This is a genomic window from Lichenifustis flavocetrariae, assembly GCF_026130545.1.
In the GTDB taxonomy this organism is placed as follows: domain Bacteria; phylum Pseudomonadota; class Alphaproteobacteria; order Rhizobiales; family Beijerinckiaceae; genus Lichenihabitans; species Lichenihabitans flavocetrariae.
On sequence record NZ_JAMOIM010000001.1, the window covers coordinates 474,447 to 489,302 of the forward strand.

The 14,856-nt window shown below is 63.2% G+C and carries 16 protein-coding genes; 9 read left to right on the forward strand and 7 right to left on the reverse strand.

What is annotated here, in order from left to right:
- Window positions 1-27: 27 nt before the first annotated feature.
- Window positions 28-1,758 (reverse strand): response regulator, encoded by a 1,731-nt coding sequence (locus M8523_RS02155; protein WP_282583165.1) that lies wholly within the window; start codon window positions 1,756-1,758, stop codon window positions 28-30.
- Complete coding sequence (locus M8523_RS02160; protein ID WP_282583166.1) at window positions 1,748-3,256, reverse strand: ATPase domain-containing protein; 1,509 nt, start codon at window positions 3,254-3,256, stop codon at window positions 1,748-1,750. The genes M8523_RS02155 and M8523_RS02160 overlap by 11 nt, the downstream gene beginning before the upstream one ends.
- A gap of 374 nt (window positions 3,257-3,630) precedes the next feature.
- Between M8523_RS02160 and M8523_RS02165 the strand changes: the two genes are divergently transcribed.
- On the forward strand, window positions 3,631-4,074 hold the full coding sequence (locus tag M8523_RS02165) for a DMT family transporter (protein WP_282583167.1): 444 nt from the start codon (window positions 3,631-3,633) through the stop codon (window positions 4,072-4,074).
- A gap of 138 nt (window positions 4,075-4,212) precedes the next feature.
- Window positions 4,213-5,109: an MBL fold metallo-hydrolase gene (locus tag M8523_RS02170; protein ID WP_282583168.1), complete on the forward strand. Its 897-nt coding sequence runs from the start codon at window positions 4,213-4,215 to the stop codon at window positions 5,107-5,109.
- A gap of 5 nt (window positions 5,110-5,114) precedes the next feature.
- Here the strand turns inward: M8523_RS02170 and M8523_RS02175 are convergent, their stop codons facing one another.
- Window positions 5,115-6,617, reverse strand: a complete 1,503-nt coding sequence (locus tag M8523_RS02175) for a glycosyltransferase family protein (protein ID WP_282583169.1) — start codon at window positions 6,615-6,617, stop codon at window positions 5,115-5,117.
- A 140-nt stretch (window positions 6,618-6,757) separates the two neighbouring features.
- On the opposite strand from M8523_RS02175, the gene M8523_RS02180 reads away from it, so the two are divergent.
- The 6 genes from M8523_RS02180 to M8523_RS02205 all read left to right on the forward strand — a co-directional run bounded on the left by M8523_RS02180 (window position 6,758) and on the right by M8523_RS02205 (window position 10,871).
- Entirely contained in the window at window positions 6,758-7,504 is a 747-nt protein-coding gene (locus M8523_RS02180) for a YebC/PmpR family DNA-binding transcriptional regulator (protein WP_282583170.1), read from the forward strand.
- Between the two features lie 24 nt (window positions 7,505-7,528).
- Window positions 7,529-8,068 carry a crossover junction endodeoxyribonuclease RuvC gene (gene ruvC / locus M8523_RS02185; RefSeq protein WP_282583171.1) on the forward strand — a complete coding sequence of 180 codons (540 nt, stop codon included), beginning with the start codon at window positions 7,529-7,531 and terminating at the stop codon, window positions 8,066-8,068.
- Window positions 8,065-8,670, forward strand: a complete 606-nt coding sequence (ruvA, locus tag M8523_RS02190; RefSeq protein WP_282583172.1) for a Holliday junction branch migration protein RuvA — start codon at window positions 8,065-8,067, stop codon at window positions 8,668-8,670. The genes ruvC and ruvA overlap by 4 nt, the downstream gene beginning before the upstream one ends.
- A gap of 103 nt (window positions 8,671-8,773) precedes the next feature.
- Window positions 8,774-9,865 carry an L-lactate permease gene (locus M8523_RS02195; protein ID WP_282583173.1) on the forward strand — a complete coding sequence of 364 codons (1,092 nt, stop codon included), beginning with the start codon at window positions 8,774-8,776 and terminating at the stop codon, window positions 9,863-9,865.
- The gene (locus tag M8523_RS02200) at window positions 9,826-10,374 is read left to right on the forward strand and encodes an L-lactate permease (RefSeq protein WP_282583174.1); all 549 of its coding nucleotides are present in this window, start codon (window positions 9,826-9,828) and stop codon (window positions 10,372-10,374) included. Before M8523_RS02195 ends, M8523_RS02200 begins: the two co-directional genes overlap by 40 nt.
- Window positions 10,356-10,871 (forward strand): GNAT family N-acetyltransferase, encoded by a 516-nt coding sequence (locus M8523_RS02205; RefSeq protein WP_282583175.1) that lies wholly within the window; start codon window positions 10,356-10,358, stop codon window positions 10,869-10,871. Before M8523_RS02200 ends, M8523_RS02205 begins: the two co-directional genes overlap by 19 nt.
- Here M8523_RS02205 and dnaQ read toward each other — a convergent pair.
- The 4 genes from dnaQ to rpmB form a co-directional block, all read right to left on the reverse strand.
- On the reverse strand, window positions 10,868-11,590 hold the full coding sequence (dnaQ, locus tag M8523_RS02210; RefSeq protein WP_282583176.1) for a DNA polymerase III subunit epsilon: 723 nt from the start codon (window positions 11,588-11,590) through the stop codon (window positions 10,868-10,870). The two genes, M8523_RS02205 and dnaQ, sit on opposite strands and share 4 nt — an antisense overlap.
- Entirely contained in the window at window positions 11,590-12,180 is a 591-nt protein-coding gene (coaE, locus tag M8523_RS02215) for a dephospho-CoA kinase (RefSeq protein WP_282583177.1), read from the reverse strand. Before coaE ends, dnaQ begins: the two co-directional genes overlap by 1 nt.
- Before the next feature lie 7 nt (window positions 12,181-12,187).
- On the reverse strand, window positions 12,188-12,811 hold the full coding sequence (locus M8523_RS02220; protein WP_282583178.1) for a flavin reductase family protein: 624 nt from the start codon (window positions 12,809-12,811) through the stop codon (window positions 12,188-12,190).
- A gap of 222 nt (window positions 12,812-13,033) precedes the next feature.
- A complete protein-coding gene (gene rpmB / locus M8523_RS02225; RefSeq protein WP_282583179.1) occupies window positions 13,034-13,333 on the reverse strand; it encodes a 50S ribosomal protein L28 in 300 nt (99 codons plus the stop codon).
- A 419-nt stretch (window positions 13,334-13,752) separates the two neighbouring features.
- Here rpmB and M8523_RS02230 point away from each other — a divergent pair, with 419 nt between their 5' ends.
- On the forward strand, window positions 13,753-14,706 hold the full coding sequence (locus tag M8523_RS02230) for an acetyl-CoA carboxylase carboxyltransferase subunit alpha (protein WP_282583420.1): 954 nt from the start codon (window positions 13,753-13,755) through the stop codon (window positions 14,704-14,706).
- Window positions 14,707-14,856: the final 150 nt, after the last annotated feature.

A 14,856-nucleotide genomic window follows, 5' to 3' on the forward strand; every position in this document is an offset into this window, starting at 1 on the left:
AATCAAGCAAGTGTTGGAAAGCCGTGCTCAGGAGGAGCAGATATCGGCCTCCTTGGAGGAGTGAATCGTGTCGCGATCCTCCAAGATGTCGCCGATCAGCGTGGCCACTTCTCCGATCCGATAAGGTTTTCTGAGAACCCGTTCCGTGGACAGTTCCTCGCCAAAAGTCTGGATGTCGGCGTAGCCGCTGGCAAACAGCAATGGGACGTGAGGGGCGATCTCGCGGAGCCGCCGCGCCAATTCGACGCCGGACATGCCCGGCATCACCACGTCGGTCAGGACCAGGGCGAAGTGGTTCCTGCCGAACTCGCGAAGCGCCTCCGCGCCGCTGGAGACCGCCACGACGCTATAGCCGACCTCCTCGATCATCTGAGCCGCGACCTCACGGACATCGCTGTCGTCATCGACGATCAAGATCCGGGCGCCACCTCCATCGACGTGTTTCATGCCCTCGATCTGTGCGGGTTCAGTGCTGTCGCGGGTCCGTGGCAGATAAAGGGTGATCCGAGTGCCTTCGCCTTCGGCGCTCGTGATTCGGACCGTCCCGCCCGATTGCCGTGCAAAGCCGTAGACCTGCGCCAAGCCGAGTCCGGTCCCCTTGCCCTGCGCCTTGGTCGTGAAGAAAGGCTCGAATGCGCGTGCCTGCACCTCCTGCGACATCCCAATGCCTGTATCCGCCACCTCGATGGCCACATATTCGCCTTGTGCGAGTTCGCCCTGTACCGACGCCGGAACGCGAGAGATGTTTCGCGTGCCGATCGTCAGTGTGCCGCCCGCCGGCATGGCGTCGCGGGCGTTGATGGCCAGATTGAGCAGCATGACCTCGATCTGTGTTGGATCGGCCAGAGCGCGCCATAGATCGCGTGCAAGGTCGGCGCGAACCATGACCCCAGCGCCGATCGTGCGCGTCAGCAGGTCGCTCATCGACTCCACGACCGTGTTGATCTGGACCGGCCTCGGCGAAAGCCTCTGTTTGCGCGAGAAGGACAGAAGCTGCGACGTCAAAGCCGCTCCACGCTCACCCGCCTGCAGCGCCATACTGGCCAAGCGCTGGATCTTCTCGTCATCGGTGCGACGTATCAGCATCTCGAGCGAGCCGATCACCGCTGTCAGTAGATTGTTGAAATCGTGCGCGATACCGCCCGTCAGCTGGCCGATCGCCTCCATTTTCTGCGCCTGAACGAGCCGCGCCTCCGCGCGTTCGCGTTCGCCGATTTCAGCAGTCAAGCGGTCATTGGCGGCCGCGAGTTCCCGCGTGCGCTCCAACACCTTCGCTTCGAGCGTATCGGCGAACTGTTGCAGTTCGGTGCGCGCTTTTTCGCGATCCGCCAGATGTTGCGCTGCGAGCCGTTGGCGCTCACGAGCGCGCAGAGCGGCTCGCGCGGCGCTGACCAGGGAGGCCGGATGCAGCGGCCGCTCGAGCACGGTGACGTTGATCACGTCCTCCAGCCGTCGGGTTCCCCTCCGCAGCTCTCCACGCTTGGTGAGCAGGATGAACGGGAAATCGGACCACGGCGCCTGCGCCTCGATCGCATGGAGGATCTCGCCCTCGTCCAGCCGCGAGAGAGCGTCATCGGTCAGGATCGCGCCGGCGTGATCACCGTTCGAGATTGCAGCCGTCAACCGGCGGCCGTCAGGGTCAGCCAGGGCTTCAATCCCTGCGGTACGCAACAATTGCGCCGTGACCTCCGCATCACGACCAGCCGGCGCGACAACCAGAAATAGGTTCTGCAATTTCTCCGATTTTTCAGTCGTCACTACGCTTCTTCAACAATCGCTCTTCGCCTTCAAAAATCGGCGTCCCCGTAAGAACACCTCGGAAGCCGGAGAGTTTCGGGCCGACCCGAATTCCGCTTTGGTCGATCCGGAACTCGCGCAGCGTCGTTTCATGGGGCCCCGTACGCCGCTTCAGAAACGACATGGCACGGCGAATGTCGCCATCCGACTCGAAGAAGCGGAGCAACATCACCGAATCCGAGAGGTAGGTCAGATCGACCGGGGACTGCATCGTGCCGATCATCCCGGTCTGGGTTAATACAAGGAAGGTAAGCACGCCCTGCTGGTTGAGATAGGTGACGATTTCGTGCATCTGGAGCAGCAGATACTTCTCCTCCAACATGGCGTGCTGGTAGCCAGACAACGAATCGAGAACCACGACAGTGGCGCCGTGCTGTTCCACCTGCCTGCGGATGAGCCCGGTCAGTTCACCCGGCGAGATCTCGGCCGGGTCCACTTGCCGGAAGACGAAGCGGCCATGGTTTGCCTGTTCCGAAACGTCCATGCCGAGCCCGGCGGCACGCTGCATGAAGACGCGCTCGGTCTCATCAAAGCTGACGAAAAAGACGTGTTCGTTGCGGCCGAGTGCGGTGATGACATATTGCATGGTCAGCGTCGTCTTGCCCGATCCCGACGGACCGATGACCAGTGTCGATGTCCCATAGTCGATGCCGCCGCCGGTTAGCGTATCGAGTTCGGCGATCCCGCTCGTGGCCACCCGGTTGGCATATCCTTCGTCGGGGTGAGCCCCGGCGGTTAGGCGCGGGAAGATACGAAGACCCCCAGGCCGGATCACGAAATCGTGGAAACCGCCACGAAACTGGCGGGCGCGCATCTTGTAGACCCGCAGACGGCGCCGCTCTGTGCCATAGGGCAGCGCGATCTGTTCGAGCCGCAAAACGCCATGGGCCAGGCTGTGGAGGCTGAGGTCGTCATTGGTCTGCGTGAGATCATCGAGAAAGAGTGCGGTGCAATGACGCTGCGCGAAATAGTGTTTGAGCGCGAGGAGTTGTCTCCGAAAGCGGAGCGGACCCTGCGCAAGAAGGCGGATTTCCGACAAGCTGTCGAAGACGATGCGGCTCGGCGCGACACGATCGACCTCATCCATCACCATCCGGACAGTCTCGCCGAGCTCCAGATCGGACGAGTAAACGATGGATTGTTCCCGGTCGACGTCGAGGCTGAGTTCTGGAGGAACAAGCTCAAAAATCTCGATCCCGTGCATGTCCCAGCCATGCGTTTCAGCCACTTGCACCAATTCGTCTCTGCTTTCGGACAGCGTGATGTAGAGACAACGTTCTCCTTTCGACTGTCCGTCGAGAAGGAACTGCAATCCGAGGGTCGTCTTACCGGAGCCGGGTTCACCCTCGATAAGATGCACGCGATTGAACGCATAGCCGCCCTGAAGGATGTAATCGAGCGAGGCGAGGCCAGTCGATATCGCGCTCCCGCCTCGATGTGGAAAGGACTCTTCAGTCACGCGCTTGCTCCATGGGGAAACCCGCTGAGCCAAATACTTGCCCGCTTGCGCAGCGTAGGCTCGCCTGCGCGGGCCGCGGTATGCCGGGTAGGACGATTCACAACGGCGACATGGATAGATGCCGCAACCAAGACAAGGGCATGTTGGACTCTAAGCCGCGCGAAAGCGTGGTGGCGCTTGGGCCGGCACAGGCGTGAGGTGCCGGTCACTGTCGCCGCCGCCTCTCCACGCATGCTGGAGTTGGGTTTTTGGCGCCGCATCTCGGCGTCCGACATTCGTTGGGTTATGAGCATTACGCAGTATCTCGGGCCGGCCGATCGTCCGCGCTCTTCCGGATGCTGTCATCCTCTTCGGGCATTGTGATGGACCTGACTGTGCTACTGTTTTCGACGCTCGCGGTCATGGCCGGGATGCTGTTCCCGAGCCAGACGGCGATCAACGCGAAGCTCGCGGCCGGTGTCGGCGGCCCGGTGGTCGCAACGACGATTTCCTTCGTGGCCGGGCTGGCATCGCTGATCGTGCTGTTGGCCATCACGACGCGCGGCGCGCCGGACTGGGCGGCGATCCGGCAAACGCCGCCTTGGCTGCTCTGCGCCGGTGGTTTCCTGGGGGCGATCTATCTGTCGCTGAACGTGTTCCTCGTGCCCAGAATTGGCGCGGGCGCCATGATGGCGCTGGCCATCGCGGGACAGATGTTGGCGGCTCTGACGATCGATTCCGCAGGTCTGTTCGGGGTGGCGCATCACACGATCTCGGTCGGGCGCGCGGCAGGGGCGGTCGTTGTCCTTCTCGGCGCCCTGATGGTGCGATTTCTCTAGCCGGCGAAGTTCGGGCTTCGAGACCTTCGCAGGGGGCGGCTGAGCGCCTACATCGACGCCATGACAGATTTTCGGATTTCGGATCACTGCGATGGCCAAAGATTCTTCAATCCCGGTGTCAACACGGACAAGAGCCTGGTGGACATCCTTCGCTGGCAACGCAAACGGGAGCGTGTTCCCTGGCCAAGGGCAGTCGCCAATCAACCCTTCCCGCCGCCCCCTGAGGCCACCGGTCCCGGCGAGGCGACCATCACGTTCATCGGTCATGCCTCCTATCTGATCAGGGTCGACGGATTCACGCTGCTCACCGATCCAATCTTTTCCGACCGGGCGAGCCCCTTCGCGTTTGCCGGCCCGAAGCGCGTCCGAAAACCGGGTCTGGCACTCGACGCACTCCCGCCTATCGATGCCGTACTGCTCAGCCACAACCACTATGACCATATGGATCTGCCGAGCCTTCGCGCGCTCGCGTCCCGGTGCCGCCCCACGATCGTGACGGGCCTCGGCAACGGCGCCTATCTGTCCGCACGCGGCATTGGCCCTTCGGTCGAACTCGACTGGTGGGAGCGAGCGGAGCCGAAGCCGGGGCTCGTCATCACCTATGTCCCGGCCCAGCATTGGTCGAGCCGTAGCTTACTCGACCGGCGCCGGATGCTTTGGGGAGGCCATGTCATCGAGACGGCCTCGGGGCGCCTCTACTTCGCCGGCGACAGTGGGTATTTCGACGGCTTTCGCGAGATTCGCTCACGCTTGGGCTCGCCATCGGTCGCGTTGCTGCCGATCGGCGCCTATGAACCACGCTGGTTCATGCAGAGCCAACATATGAACCCCACCGAAGCCGTCGAGGCGCATGTCGACCTCGACGCGGCTCTGAGTCTTGCCACGCACTGGGGCACGTTTCAGCTCACCGACGAGGGGATCGACGCGCCTCTGGAGGCGCTGCAAACAGCCAAGCGGGAGCGGGGGCTTCGGCAGGAGGCGTTCCAGGCGCCATTGCCCGGCCAAACGATCGTGGCACGGCTTGAGCGGATCTGATCGTTCTAGGGCCGTCGGTACAGCGTCCATTGCGTGCCTGACAGCGGGGAAGACGCGAAGGGGCGGCGCGCCCGATATGTGGTGCGACACTGTTCGGGACCCACCGCCAGTGGCGCATCTGGCATCGGATCGTAGAGACCGACCGCGATGTACCATTCGGGCGGATTTGGGCAGAACGCCGCCGCCGAAAGCGGGACGCCGGCCATGGTCCGTCCAGCGGCGGCGTCGAGCAGCAATGCCGCCATCTTGGGGCGGCTGGCCGTATAGGTTTCATCGCCCTCTGCGTTCATGAGAGCCAGCGTGGCGCTTGCGGCGCTCCGTCCCCAGCCGATCTGCAAGCTGTCGAGCGTGAGCCCGCCTGTCACGATGGCAACACTGCCCGCCACAGCCCAACGCCGTCCGTTTTCGCTGCATACCCAGAGGTGACCCAGCGCCGCCGCCTCGATCATGAGAAGAACCAGTCCGCAGACCGCAAAATAGCGTGCGTAGCCGACATTCGGCGGCTGGGCGGCCAGGATGACGCATGGCAGGATCACGAAGGTCGAAAGGCTCAACGTGGTCCAATGGGGCGCCAGGATCCGCCGAACGGCCGCAGTGGCCACAACAGCCAGCGTCGCCGTGATCGCAACTGCCGGCGGGATCGTGTCGGGCAGGCCGGTGATCATGGTGAGCATGCCGCCCAGACCTTGCGCCAGTTTGGCAGCCGAAAACGGATCGATATCGCCGATCTTGTAACCGCCACCTCGGTCGATGCCGATCGCCAATGCGGTCAGAGCCGGGAGAAGGTAGAGACAGCACGGCAGGAACAGGCGGGTGGCGCCCACAAGAGTCGTTACGACCCGACGCGTGCTGGCGCCCATGTGGATCAGAGTTGCGGCGCCCAGCACCGAGACGGTGAGCATCATGCCGAGGTGGCTCAAGGCTCCGAACCCTATCGCTAGACCCAAATCGCGGCGCGCCCGCCGATAAAGGCTGGGCCGCGACCAGGGAGGGGCCGCGACAACCCTGTCCCAGGCATCGATGGCCAGCACCGAGGCCAGCGTGAGCCCCGCATATCCGCGCGCCTCCGAGCCGAAATCGACGAGCGGCAGAGCGACGGCGGCGAACCACGCTCCGATGATGCCGGCAACCTCGCTCCTGCGGCCGAGGCAGCGCGCAACCGCCGCGATCGTGAGCGTGCCGAACACGATGGCCGGCATCCTGTAGAGCCAGACGGGTCGCCCGGCACCGATCAGAAACAGCCACGCCGAATTCAGTGGATGGTTATTGTCGTGCGGCAACCCCCAAAAAACGTCTCCGAAACTGTGTAATCCGGTCACCAGCTTCAGGGACCACGCTTCGTCGAGCCCGAGATCGCCGGTTGCAGCCGCGATCCGCAGCACGAGCCCGACCAGGAGGGCCACAGCCACAGCGGCACGCCGGCGCGTCATCCAACCGAAATGGGAGGTCGATCGGCCTTGTGGTGAAGCGGATGCCAGAGCGCCGGACGGCGGGGCAGTGCGGAGCATGGCAATCCTGGCGACCAGACCAGGCAACACTTTGTGCGGTCGGCGTTGACAAAGGGTGAGGAATGCCGTCGCTCCCTTTTCTTGCAGGCTGCTTTCGCTTACATCCCGCGGAAGCATCTGCCCGGCATCGCGAGGGGACCATGGCTGGCCATAGTCAGTTCAAGAACATCATGCACAAGAAGGGCAAGCAGGATGCTGTTCGCTCGAAGGTGTTTTCCAAGCTCGCCCGCGAAATCACGGTTGCGGCCAAGATGGGTTTGCCGGACCCGGCCATGAACCCGCGCCTGCGCGCGGCCGTCATCGCGGCCCGGGCCGAAAACATGCCCAAGGACAATATCGAGCGCGCCATCAAGAAGGCGGCCGGCGGCGAAGGCGACAACTATGACGAGGTGCGTTACGAGGGCTATGCGCCCGGTGGCGTCGCCGTGATCGTCGAGGCGCTAACCGACAACCGGAACCGCACGGCAGGCGAGGTGCGCTCCTATTTCACCAAATCCGGCGGGGCGCTTGCCGAGACGGGCGCGGTCTCGTTCATGTTCGATCGCGTCGGACTCATCGAATACGACATCAAGGCCGCCTCCGAAGACGCCATGATGGAAGCCTCCCTCGAAGCCGGAGCCGACGACGTCTCCACCTCCGAAGATGGCCACGAGATCGTCACCACGGTCGAAAGCATGAAGGACGTCGCCAAGACCCTCGAGGAAAAATTCGGGGAGCCGCGTCGCGCGGCCCTGGTCTGGCGGCCGCAGAACACCATCGCGGTCGACGACGAGGCGGGCGAGAAGATTCTCAAGCTCGTCGGGTCATTGGAAGACAATGACGACGTTCAGAAGGTCTATGCCAACTTCGAGGTGTCTGACGCTTTGATTGCCAAGATGGATGCGTAAGGCGCCTCCCCTGTGCGTGGCGGCGTGAGCTCGGCGGTCCGTATTCTCGGTATCGATCCAGGCCTTCGCAACATGGGTTGGGGGGTCATCGAATCCGAGGGCACGCGCCTCTCATTCGTGGCCTGCGGTTCGATCCATTCCGATGGCGAAACGGCCTTGAGCGAGCGTTTGCGGTATCTGCACCAACAGCTCAGCCATGTGATCGAAGCGCATTGGCCGCATGAGGCGGCGGTCGAGGAAACCTTCGTCAACCGCGACCCGCAGGGAACACTGAAGCTCGGCCAGGCGCGCGGCATCGCGCTCGTTGTGCCAGCCCTCGCGGGTCTCACGGTGGCCGAATATGCCGCCAACCTGGTCAAGAAGACCATCACGGGAACCGGGCACGCCGAAAAGCATCAGATCAGCGCCATGTTGAAGATCCTGCTGCCGAAGAGCCATGTCACGAGCCCGGATGCGGCGGACGCCCTGGCGGTCGCCATCACCCATGCTCATCATCGGCGTCCGGCCCGTCTCGATGCGGCGCTCGCCAAAGCCGTGGCAGGCACGAAAGTGCGGACGGCGTGATTGGCAAGCTGACCGGCCTCGTCGACAGCCAGGGTCCGGATTTTGCGATCATCGACGTGAACGGTGTCGGCTATGTGGTCTCCTGTTCGCCACGCACATTGTCGCAATTGCCCGGGACTGGCGAGCCCGTGTCGCTGGCCATCGAGACTCAGATGCGTGAGGATTCGATCCGCCTGTTCGGCTTTTCATCCGCTGCCGAGCGTGACTGGTTCCGGCTGCTGCAGGGCGTGCAGGGCGTCGGTTCCAAAGTGGCCCTCGCGATCCTCGGGGTTCTGCCGCCGAGCGATCTGACCCTCGCGATCGGACGACAGGACAAGGTGGCGGTGGCGCGGGCGCCGGGGGTAGGGCCCAAGCTCGCGGCGCGAATCGTGGCCGAGCTCAAGGACAAGACGGTCGACCTCGGCGGTGTGGGGCCAAGTCTCGCGGAGGTCAGTACGGCTTCGCTGCCGCGGCAGGCCGACGATGCCGTCTCGGCTCTGGTCAATCTCGGTTATGGGCGACCGCAAGTGATCGGGGCCGTCGCCGAGGCGGTGGCGTCGCTCGGCCCCGAGGCCGCTACCGCGGTGCTGATCCGCCAGGGCCTCAAGCTGCTCTCGAGCTGATCCGAAGCAGGCCGTTCAAGCCCCCGAACCCTCCGAGCACGGGTCCGCGGGTTGACGCCGATGACACCCATGCCTCTGATGAGGAAAAACATTGGGAGGATTCGTGTTCGCACAACTTTTGACGCCGGTCGGCGACAGCTTGCTTTTGTCTTTTTTTGTCGCCGCCGTGCCTGTCGTGGTTGTGCTCGTCATGCTGGGGGTCATTCACCGTCCCGGCTGGCAGGCCTCGCTCGCGGGGCTCGCAGTCGCATTCGTGCTTGCGACGACGGTGTGGGCCATGCCGGTCGGCATTGCCGGAGCCGCGGTCCTAAACGGGGTCGTCTTTGCGCTCTGGCCGGTCATGTGGATCGTGGTCAACGCCTTGCTGCTCTACAACATCGCCGTGGTGTCCGGCCGGTTCGATGCGTTCCGGGATTGGGTGATCGCGCGCCTGCCGAACGACCGCCGCGTCGTCCTGGTGGTCATCGGTTTCTGCTTCGGCGCTCTTCTCGAGGGCGTGTCCGGCTTCGGCACGCCGGTGGCTATCACCAGCGCCCTTCTCATTTTGGTCGGCTATGCGCCGCTGGAAGCCCTGACCTTTACGCTGATCTTCAATACCGCGCCGGTCGCCTTTGGCGCCCTCGGTGCACCCGTGACGGTGCTGGGGCAGGTGACCGCCCTGTCGGACGTCACCCTCGGCCAGATGATCGGCCGGCAATTGCCGATCATCGCGGTACTGCTGCCGTTCTACGTCATGGGCGTCTATGGCGGACGACGTTCGATCGCGGCTGTCTGGCCCGTGCTGCTCGTATCAGGCGTGAGCTTCTCGCTCAGCCAGTTCTTCGCCTCGAACTATCTCGACTACCGGCTGACCGATGTCTTGTCGTCGCTCGGCTCGCTTGTGGTGACCATCGCGTTTGTCCAGGTCTGGCGTCCCGCACCCGATCCGCTCTATGCGATCGCCAAACCGCCCGTCGCGATTGCCGGGGCGGCGCGGATTCCCGGCTGGCAAGGCTGGTTGCCGTGGATCATCGTGTCGGTCGTCGTGATCGTCTGGACCCATCTGCAGATCCCGGGCTTGGCGCCCTCAAGCTGTCCTGGCCGGGCCTCGATAAGGCGGTCTCGATCACGCTTTACGGCAACAAGCCCTATGGCGCCGTCTATATCTTCCAGCCCTTGGCGGGCGGCACCGCGATCCTGCTCGCCGCTATTCTGACGGCCGTGGTCGTCAGATTGCCGGCCGGATCTTTCTTCACCTGCATCGGCACGACGTTGCGGCAGAGCCGGATCGCCATCCTGACCGTGGCCCTGATCGTCGGCTTGGCCTATCTCATGAACTATTCCGGAATGACCTACACGCTCGGCAAGGGCGTGGCTTCGGTCGGACCGGTGTTCCCGCTGGTGTCGGCCTTTCTCGGGTGGCTTGCCGTGTTCCTGTCCGGCAGCGATACCTCCGGCAACGCGCTGTTCGGCAACCTTCAGGTGGTCGCCGCCAATCAACTCGGCCTCAACCCCGTGCTGATCGCGGCGACGAACTCCTCCGGCGGCGTCATGGGCAAGATGATCTCGCCACAGAATATCGCCACGGGCGTCTCGGTGACGAACCTGAAGGGCCAGGAAGGACCGGTCTTCGCACGCACTTTCCACAGCATCGTGCTCACGCTCCTCCTCGGCGTGATCGTCGTCCTGCAGCAATATCTCGTGCCATGGGTCATCCCGAAGTGAATTCGGTCCCATCTGCCGAGCCGGGTCTGCAGGGCGAAAGCTGGGCTTTCGGCGGCTTTCGCCTGCAAAGGTGGACAGATCCGGGTCTGCCGGGCGGCCTTTCTCGGCTGCTGGCCGAAGCCGAAGGGCAAGGATACGCCTGGATCGTCGAGTTCCTCGGGGAGTGGACAGGGCGGCCCTTCGCAAACGATGGCGAGGCCTTGTTCCTGGCCTTTGACGAAGCCGATCCCGTCGCCATGGCTGTGATCAGCGCGGATCCGCATGTCTCTGACCGGGAGACCGGACGGCTGCGTTACATCTATGTGGGGCAGGGCGCCCGCAAGCAGGGTTTAGCGCGCTGCTTGGTTGAGGCCTGCCTGCGGCGCGGCGGGGCACACTGGCAGCGCTTGCGGCTTCACGCAGACAATCCGGTCGCTGCGCGACTCTATGAAAGCTACGGATTTCGGCCCGTCGATGGAGAGGCCCGCTCCACCCACGTCAGGATAGCCGCTCGCTAAACGGCTGCGACGCTGGCGTCCCGTACCGCCTCGACTGACGCGTAGTTTGCCCAGAGCGGGGTCCCGCCCATCGTGGCGATGAAAGCCGCATGCGCCTCGCGTTCGGCATCAGTGAGCGCGGACGGGAGCGGGACAGGACGCTGGCGCACCACATCCTTCGTGTCCCGCCGCAGGGTGATGATATTCGACCCGAGGCCGAGCGTCGTCTGCCGGCCGCCGAGCAGTTCGAGATAGACGTCAGCCAGGATTTCCGCGTCGATGAGCGCGCCGTGCTTGGTCCGCTTCGAATTATCGATCTTGTAGCGCACGCATAGGGCGTCGAGCGACGCGGGTGCGCCCGGATGCTTACGGCGCGCCATCGCCAGCGTATCGATCACATGCTCCATACCGATCGCCGACCGGCCCAACAGGCCAAGCTCGTGATTGATGAAACGCATGTCGAATTCAGCATTGTGAATGACGAGTTTGGCGCCCTCGACAAAGGCCAGGAACTCGTCTGCCACGTGCGCAAAAAGCCGATGCGCGGACAGGAACTCGGCCGACAAGCCATGCACCTTGAACGCGCCCTCCGGCATGTCGCGCTCGGGATTGATATAAGTGTGGTAGTGCCGGCCGGTCGGGATGGAGTTGATCAGTTCCACGCCGGCGATCTCGACGAGACGGTCACCAGTCTTCGGGTCGAGCCCGGTCGTCTCTGTATCGAGCACGATTTCACGCATCAGGCTGCCAATACTCTCGCTTCCGCCAAGATCGCGCGGACCTTCGCGCGTGCGGGGCCGATCCCGTCTCCCGTCTCGATCACCCAGTCCGCCCTGCGCCGTTTTTCGGCATCGGGCATCTGCTTGGCCAGTATGGCCGAATAGTGCTCCGCCGTCATGCCGGGCCGCGCCAACACACGCGCCTTTTGCACCGATTCGGGCGCGGACACCACGACCACGCGGTCGACCTCTCCCTCGGCTCCGGTCTCGAACAACAGGGGAATGTCGAGGACGACGACAGCCGCACCTTTCGCTTTCATCTCAGCCAGGAATGCCTCGCGGGCGGCCCGTACGAGAGGATGGACGATCGACTCGATCTGACGGAGCGCCGTGCCGTCGTCGAGGACACGAGCCCGCAGCAGTGCGCGGTCGATCACGCGATCTCGCACGACCTCCGGGAAGATCGCGGCGACCGGTCCGACCGCGGCACCGCGATACAACGCATGTACCTCGGCATCCGCGTCATGCACGGGAATTCCCTCGTCCCGGAACATCTGCGCGGTGGTCGACTTGCCCATGCCGATGGAGCCGGTGAGGCCGAGCACGAGCATGGGAATCTCATGAGCCCGGACGGCTCATGACGAACTTGTTCTCCGGCAGGATGTCGAAATAATCGCCGGCGCCACCGCCGCGCACGACAGGCCGGGCTTCGGCGGTCTGATAAATACCGTCCTTTAGGAAGGCGGGGTCGATGTAGACCGCCAGGACTTCCCCGAAGATCATCCAGCAATCCACTTCGCGGCCCTGCAGGTCTTTCAGCCTGAACATCTGGGTGACGCGGCATTCGAAGGAAACCGGACTTTCGGCGACACGCGGCACGGCGATATGTCGGGAAGGCGCTGGCGTCACGCCAGCCAGTTCGAACTCGTCCACATCCGGAGCCACGGTGGCGCTCGATGCATTCATGGCTTCGACGAGCGGCTTCGTCACAAGGCTCCAGCCGAACTCCCGCACTTGTTCGATATTGCGGGCCGTGTCCTTCCAGCCCGTCGTCGAAAAGCCGATGATCGGCGGCTTGTAGTTGAAGGCATTGAAGAAGCTGTGGGGCGCCAGGTTGCGAACGCCATGCCGATCCTGAGAGGAGATCCAGCCAATCGGCCGGGGTCCGACGATCGCATTGAACGGATCATGTGCCAGGCCGTGCCCCTCGGATGGTTCGTAATAGTAGCGCTCAGCACTCATCCCGCACCCGTCCCAACCCTATCTGCCTCGCCCGCCATGCCACCGCCGATTTGCGTCCCATCAGCCAATCGAACGCCGACACATTCGTCCCGACGCAAGCAGGCGCTAGATGGCCGTTGTCGTCACACCGCGATAACAAAGAAGCCCGGCTGCTGTGCAGCCGGGCTTTATCGGAACGCATCACGCAGGCCTACACAAGGCCCGCTTTTGCATGGATGGTCTTCAGGCTGCGCTTGGCACCTCGGCCGTCTTCTTCACGATCTCCCGTCTCAGGATGCGAGCGTTTTGCGACAGCTCGGTCTCCCTGGCCTTGATCAGGAATGCATCGAGGCCGCCGCGATGCTCGACGGACCGAAGCGACGCCGCAGCCACGCGCAAACGCACAGAGCGGCCAAGCGCGTCGGAAATCAGCGTAACGCTGCACAGGTTGGGCAGGAACCTGGTCTTGGTCTTGTGGTTCGAGTGGCTGACGAGATGACCGGACTGAACAGCCTTCCCGGTCAATTCACAACGACGGGACATGAGAACACCTTGAATTCGAACGAGCGATGCGCATGAAAGCCATGCGGAGGCGCATCGGAAACCGATCCCCATCCACCGCTTATGATGCCGGAATGACGCCTCATATGAGAAGAGGGCGGCGACGTCAAGGTCGACGACCCCTGCTTCCAGTTGGATCTTCAGCGAGCGATAGAGACAGTGCGCCGCGATAGCTTCGACTTGCACGTCAGACAGGCTCGTTGTGGAACCCGTTGCCTTGATCGCTTCAGAGGGAGAGGTTCCGTTGCTCCATATGCTATTCAAGCTTATGGATCGTTCGCAGGTTGAATGATCAGGGCAATGCTTGACTTGCCGAAGCATTGAGGGGCAGGGTCCGGCCTCATTTTCGGCCGGACTTACGCTTGCTGGCCCTGTTGTCCGATGAGAATGTGCCCGAGACCATGCGTTCCTATCTCGATTTCGAAAAGCCTGTCGCCGATATCGAGGCCAAGATCGAAGAACTTCGGGCTGTTGCCGCCAGCGGCAATGCGGTGCCGATCGGCGAGGAACTCACGCGGCTCGAGGTCAAGGCCGACAAGGCCTTGGCCGATCTCTATCTCGGCCTGACGCCTTGGCAGAAGACGCAAGTGGCGCGGCACCCTCAGCGGCCGCATTTCTATGACTATGTGAAGCACCTCGTGACGGACTTCACCCCGATGGCGGGCGACCGTGCCTTCGGCGAGGATGAAGCGATCGTCGGCGGCTTCGGGCGGTTCCGCGGGCGTCCGGTCTGCGTGCTGGGTCAGGAAAAGGGCTCGGACACCGACAGTCGCATCCGTCATAATTTCGGCATGGCCAAACCCGAAGGCTACCGCAAGGCGCGGCGCCTGATGGAGCTGGCCGACCAATTCAACTTGCCTGTCATTTCGATGGTCGACACCGCCGGGGCGTTTCCTGGGATCGAGGCCGAAGAGCGCGGTCAGGCGGAGGCGATCGCCCGTTCTACGGAGGCGTGCCTCGCCCTCGGCGCACCCAATGTTGCGGTCGTGATCGGGGAAGGGGGGTCGGGTGGCGCTGTGGCGATCGCCACGGCAAACCGGGTTCTCATGCTGGAGCACGCGATCTACACAGTGGCATCGCCCGAAGCCTCGGCCGCAATTTTGTGGAAAAGTTCCGCGCGCGCCGAGGATGCGGCCACCAACATGAAGATCACCGCGCAGGATCTCCTGCGTTTCGGCATCATCGACGGCATTATCCCGGAGCCTTCCGGGGGCGCCCATCGGGATCCCCAGGCCGCGATCGAGTCCGCCGGACAGGCGATCTCCGACGCATTGGGAGATTTAGAGGGCATGAGCTCCGAAGACATTCGCGAAGCGCGCGCCGCCAAGTTCCTCGCCATCGGTCGACGCGTATAAAATTAATTGTCGGAGTATGGAACCTTTTTACAACAGCTTTCTGAAATCGCCCGCTCGGCTTGCTGTAATGGTTCGGTAAGGTTACAAGACGTAAGCTTCAGGACTGGTACGCGTGCGACCGGACCCTGTCCGGCCAAGATTGGACGATGA

Coding starts and splice junctions, on each gene's coding strand:
- M8523_RS02175 (WP_282583169.1), bottom strand. CDS start 6,617: ATGCTCCGCACTGCCCCGCCGTCCGGCGCTCTGGCATCCGCTTCACCA.
- M8523_RS02180 (WP_282583170.1), top strand. CDS start 6,758: ATGGCTGGCCATAGTCAGTTCAAGAACATCATGCACAAGAAGGGCAAG.
- M8523_RS02205 (WP_282583175.1), top strand. CDS start 10,356: ATGGGTCATCCCGAAGTGAATTCGGTCCCATCTGCCGAGCCGGGTCTG.
- dnaQ (WP_282583176.1), bottom strand. CDS start 11,590: ATGCGTGAAATCGTGCTCGATACAGAGACGACCGGGCTCGACCCGAAG.
- coaE (WP_282583177.1), bottom strand. CDS start 12,180: ATGCTCGTGCTCGGCCTCACCGGCTCCATCGGCATGGGCAAGTCGACC.
- M8523_RS02220 (WP_282583178.1), bottom strand. CDS start 12,811: ATGAGTGCTGAGCGCTACTATTACGAACCATCCGAGGGGCACGGCCTG.
- rpmB (WP_282583179.1), bottom strand. CDS start 13,333: ATGTCCCGTCGTTGTGAATTGACCGGGAAGGCTGTTCAGTCCGGTCAT.
- M8523_RS02230 (WP_282583420.1), top strand. CDS start 13,753: ATGCGTTCCTATCTCGATTTCGAAAAGCCTGTCGCCGATATCGAGGCC.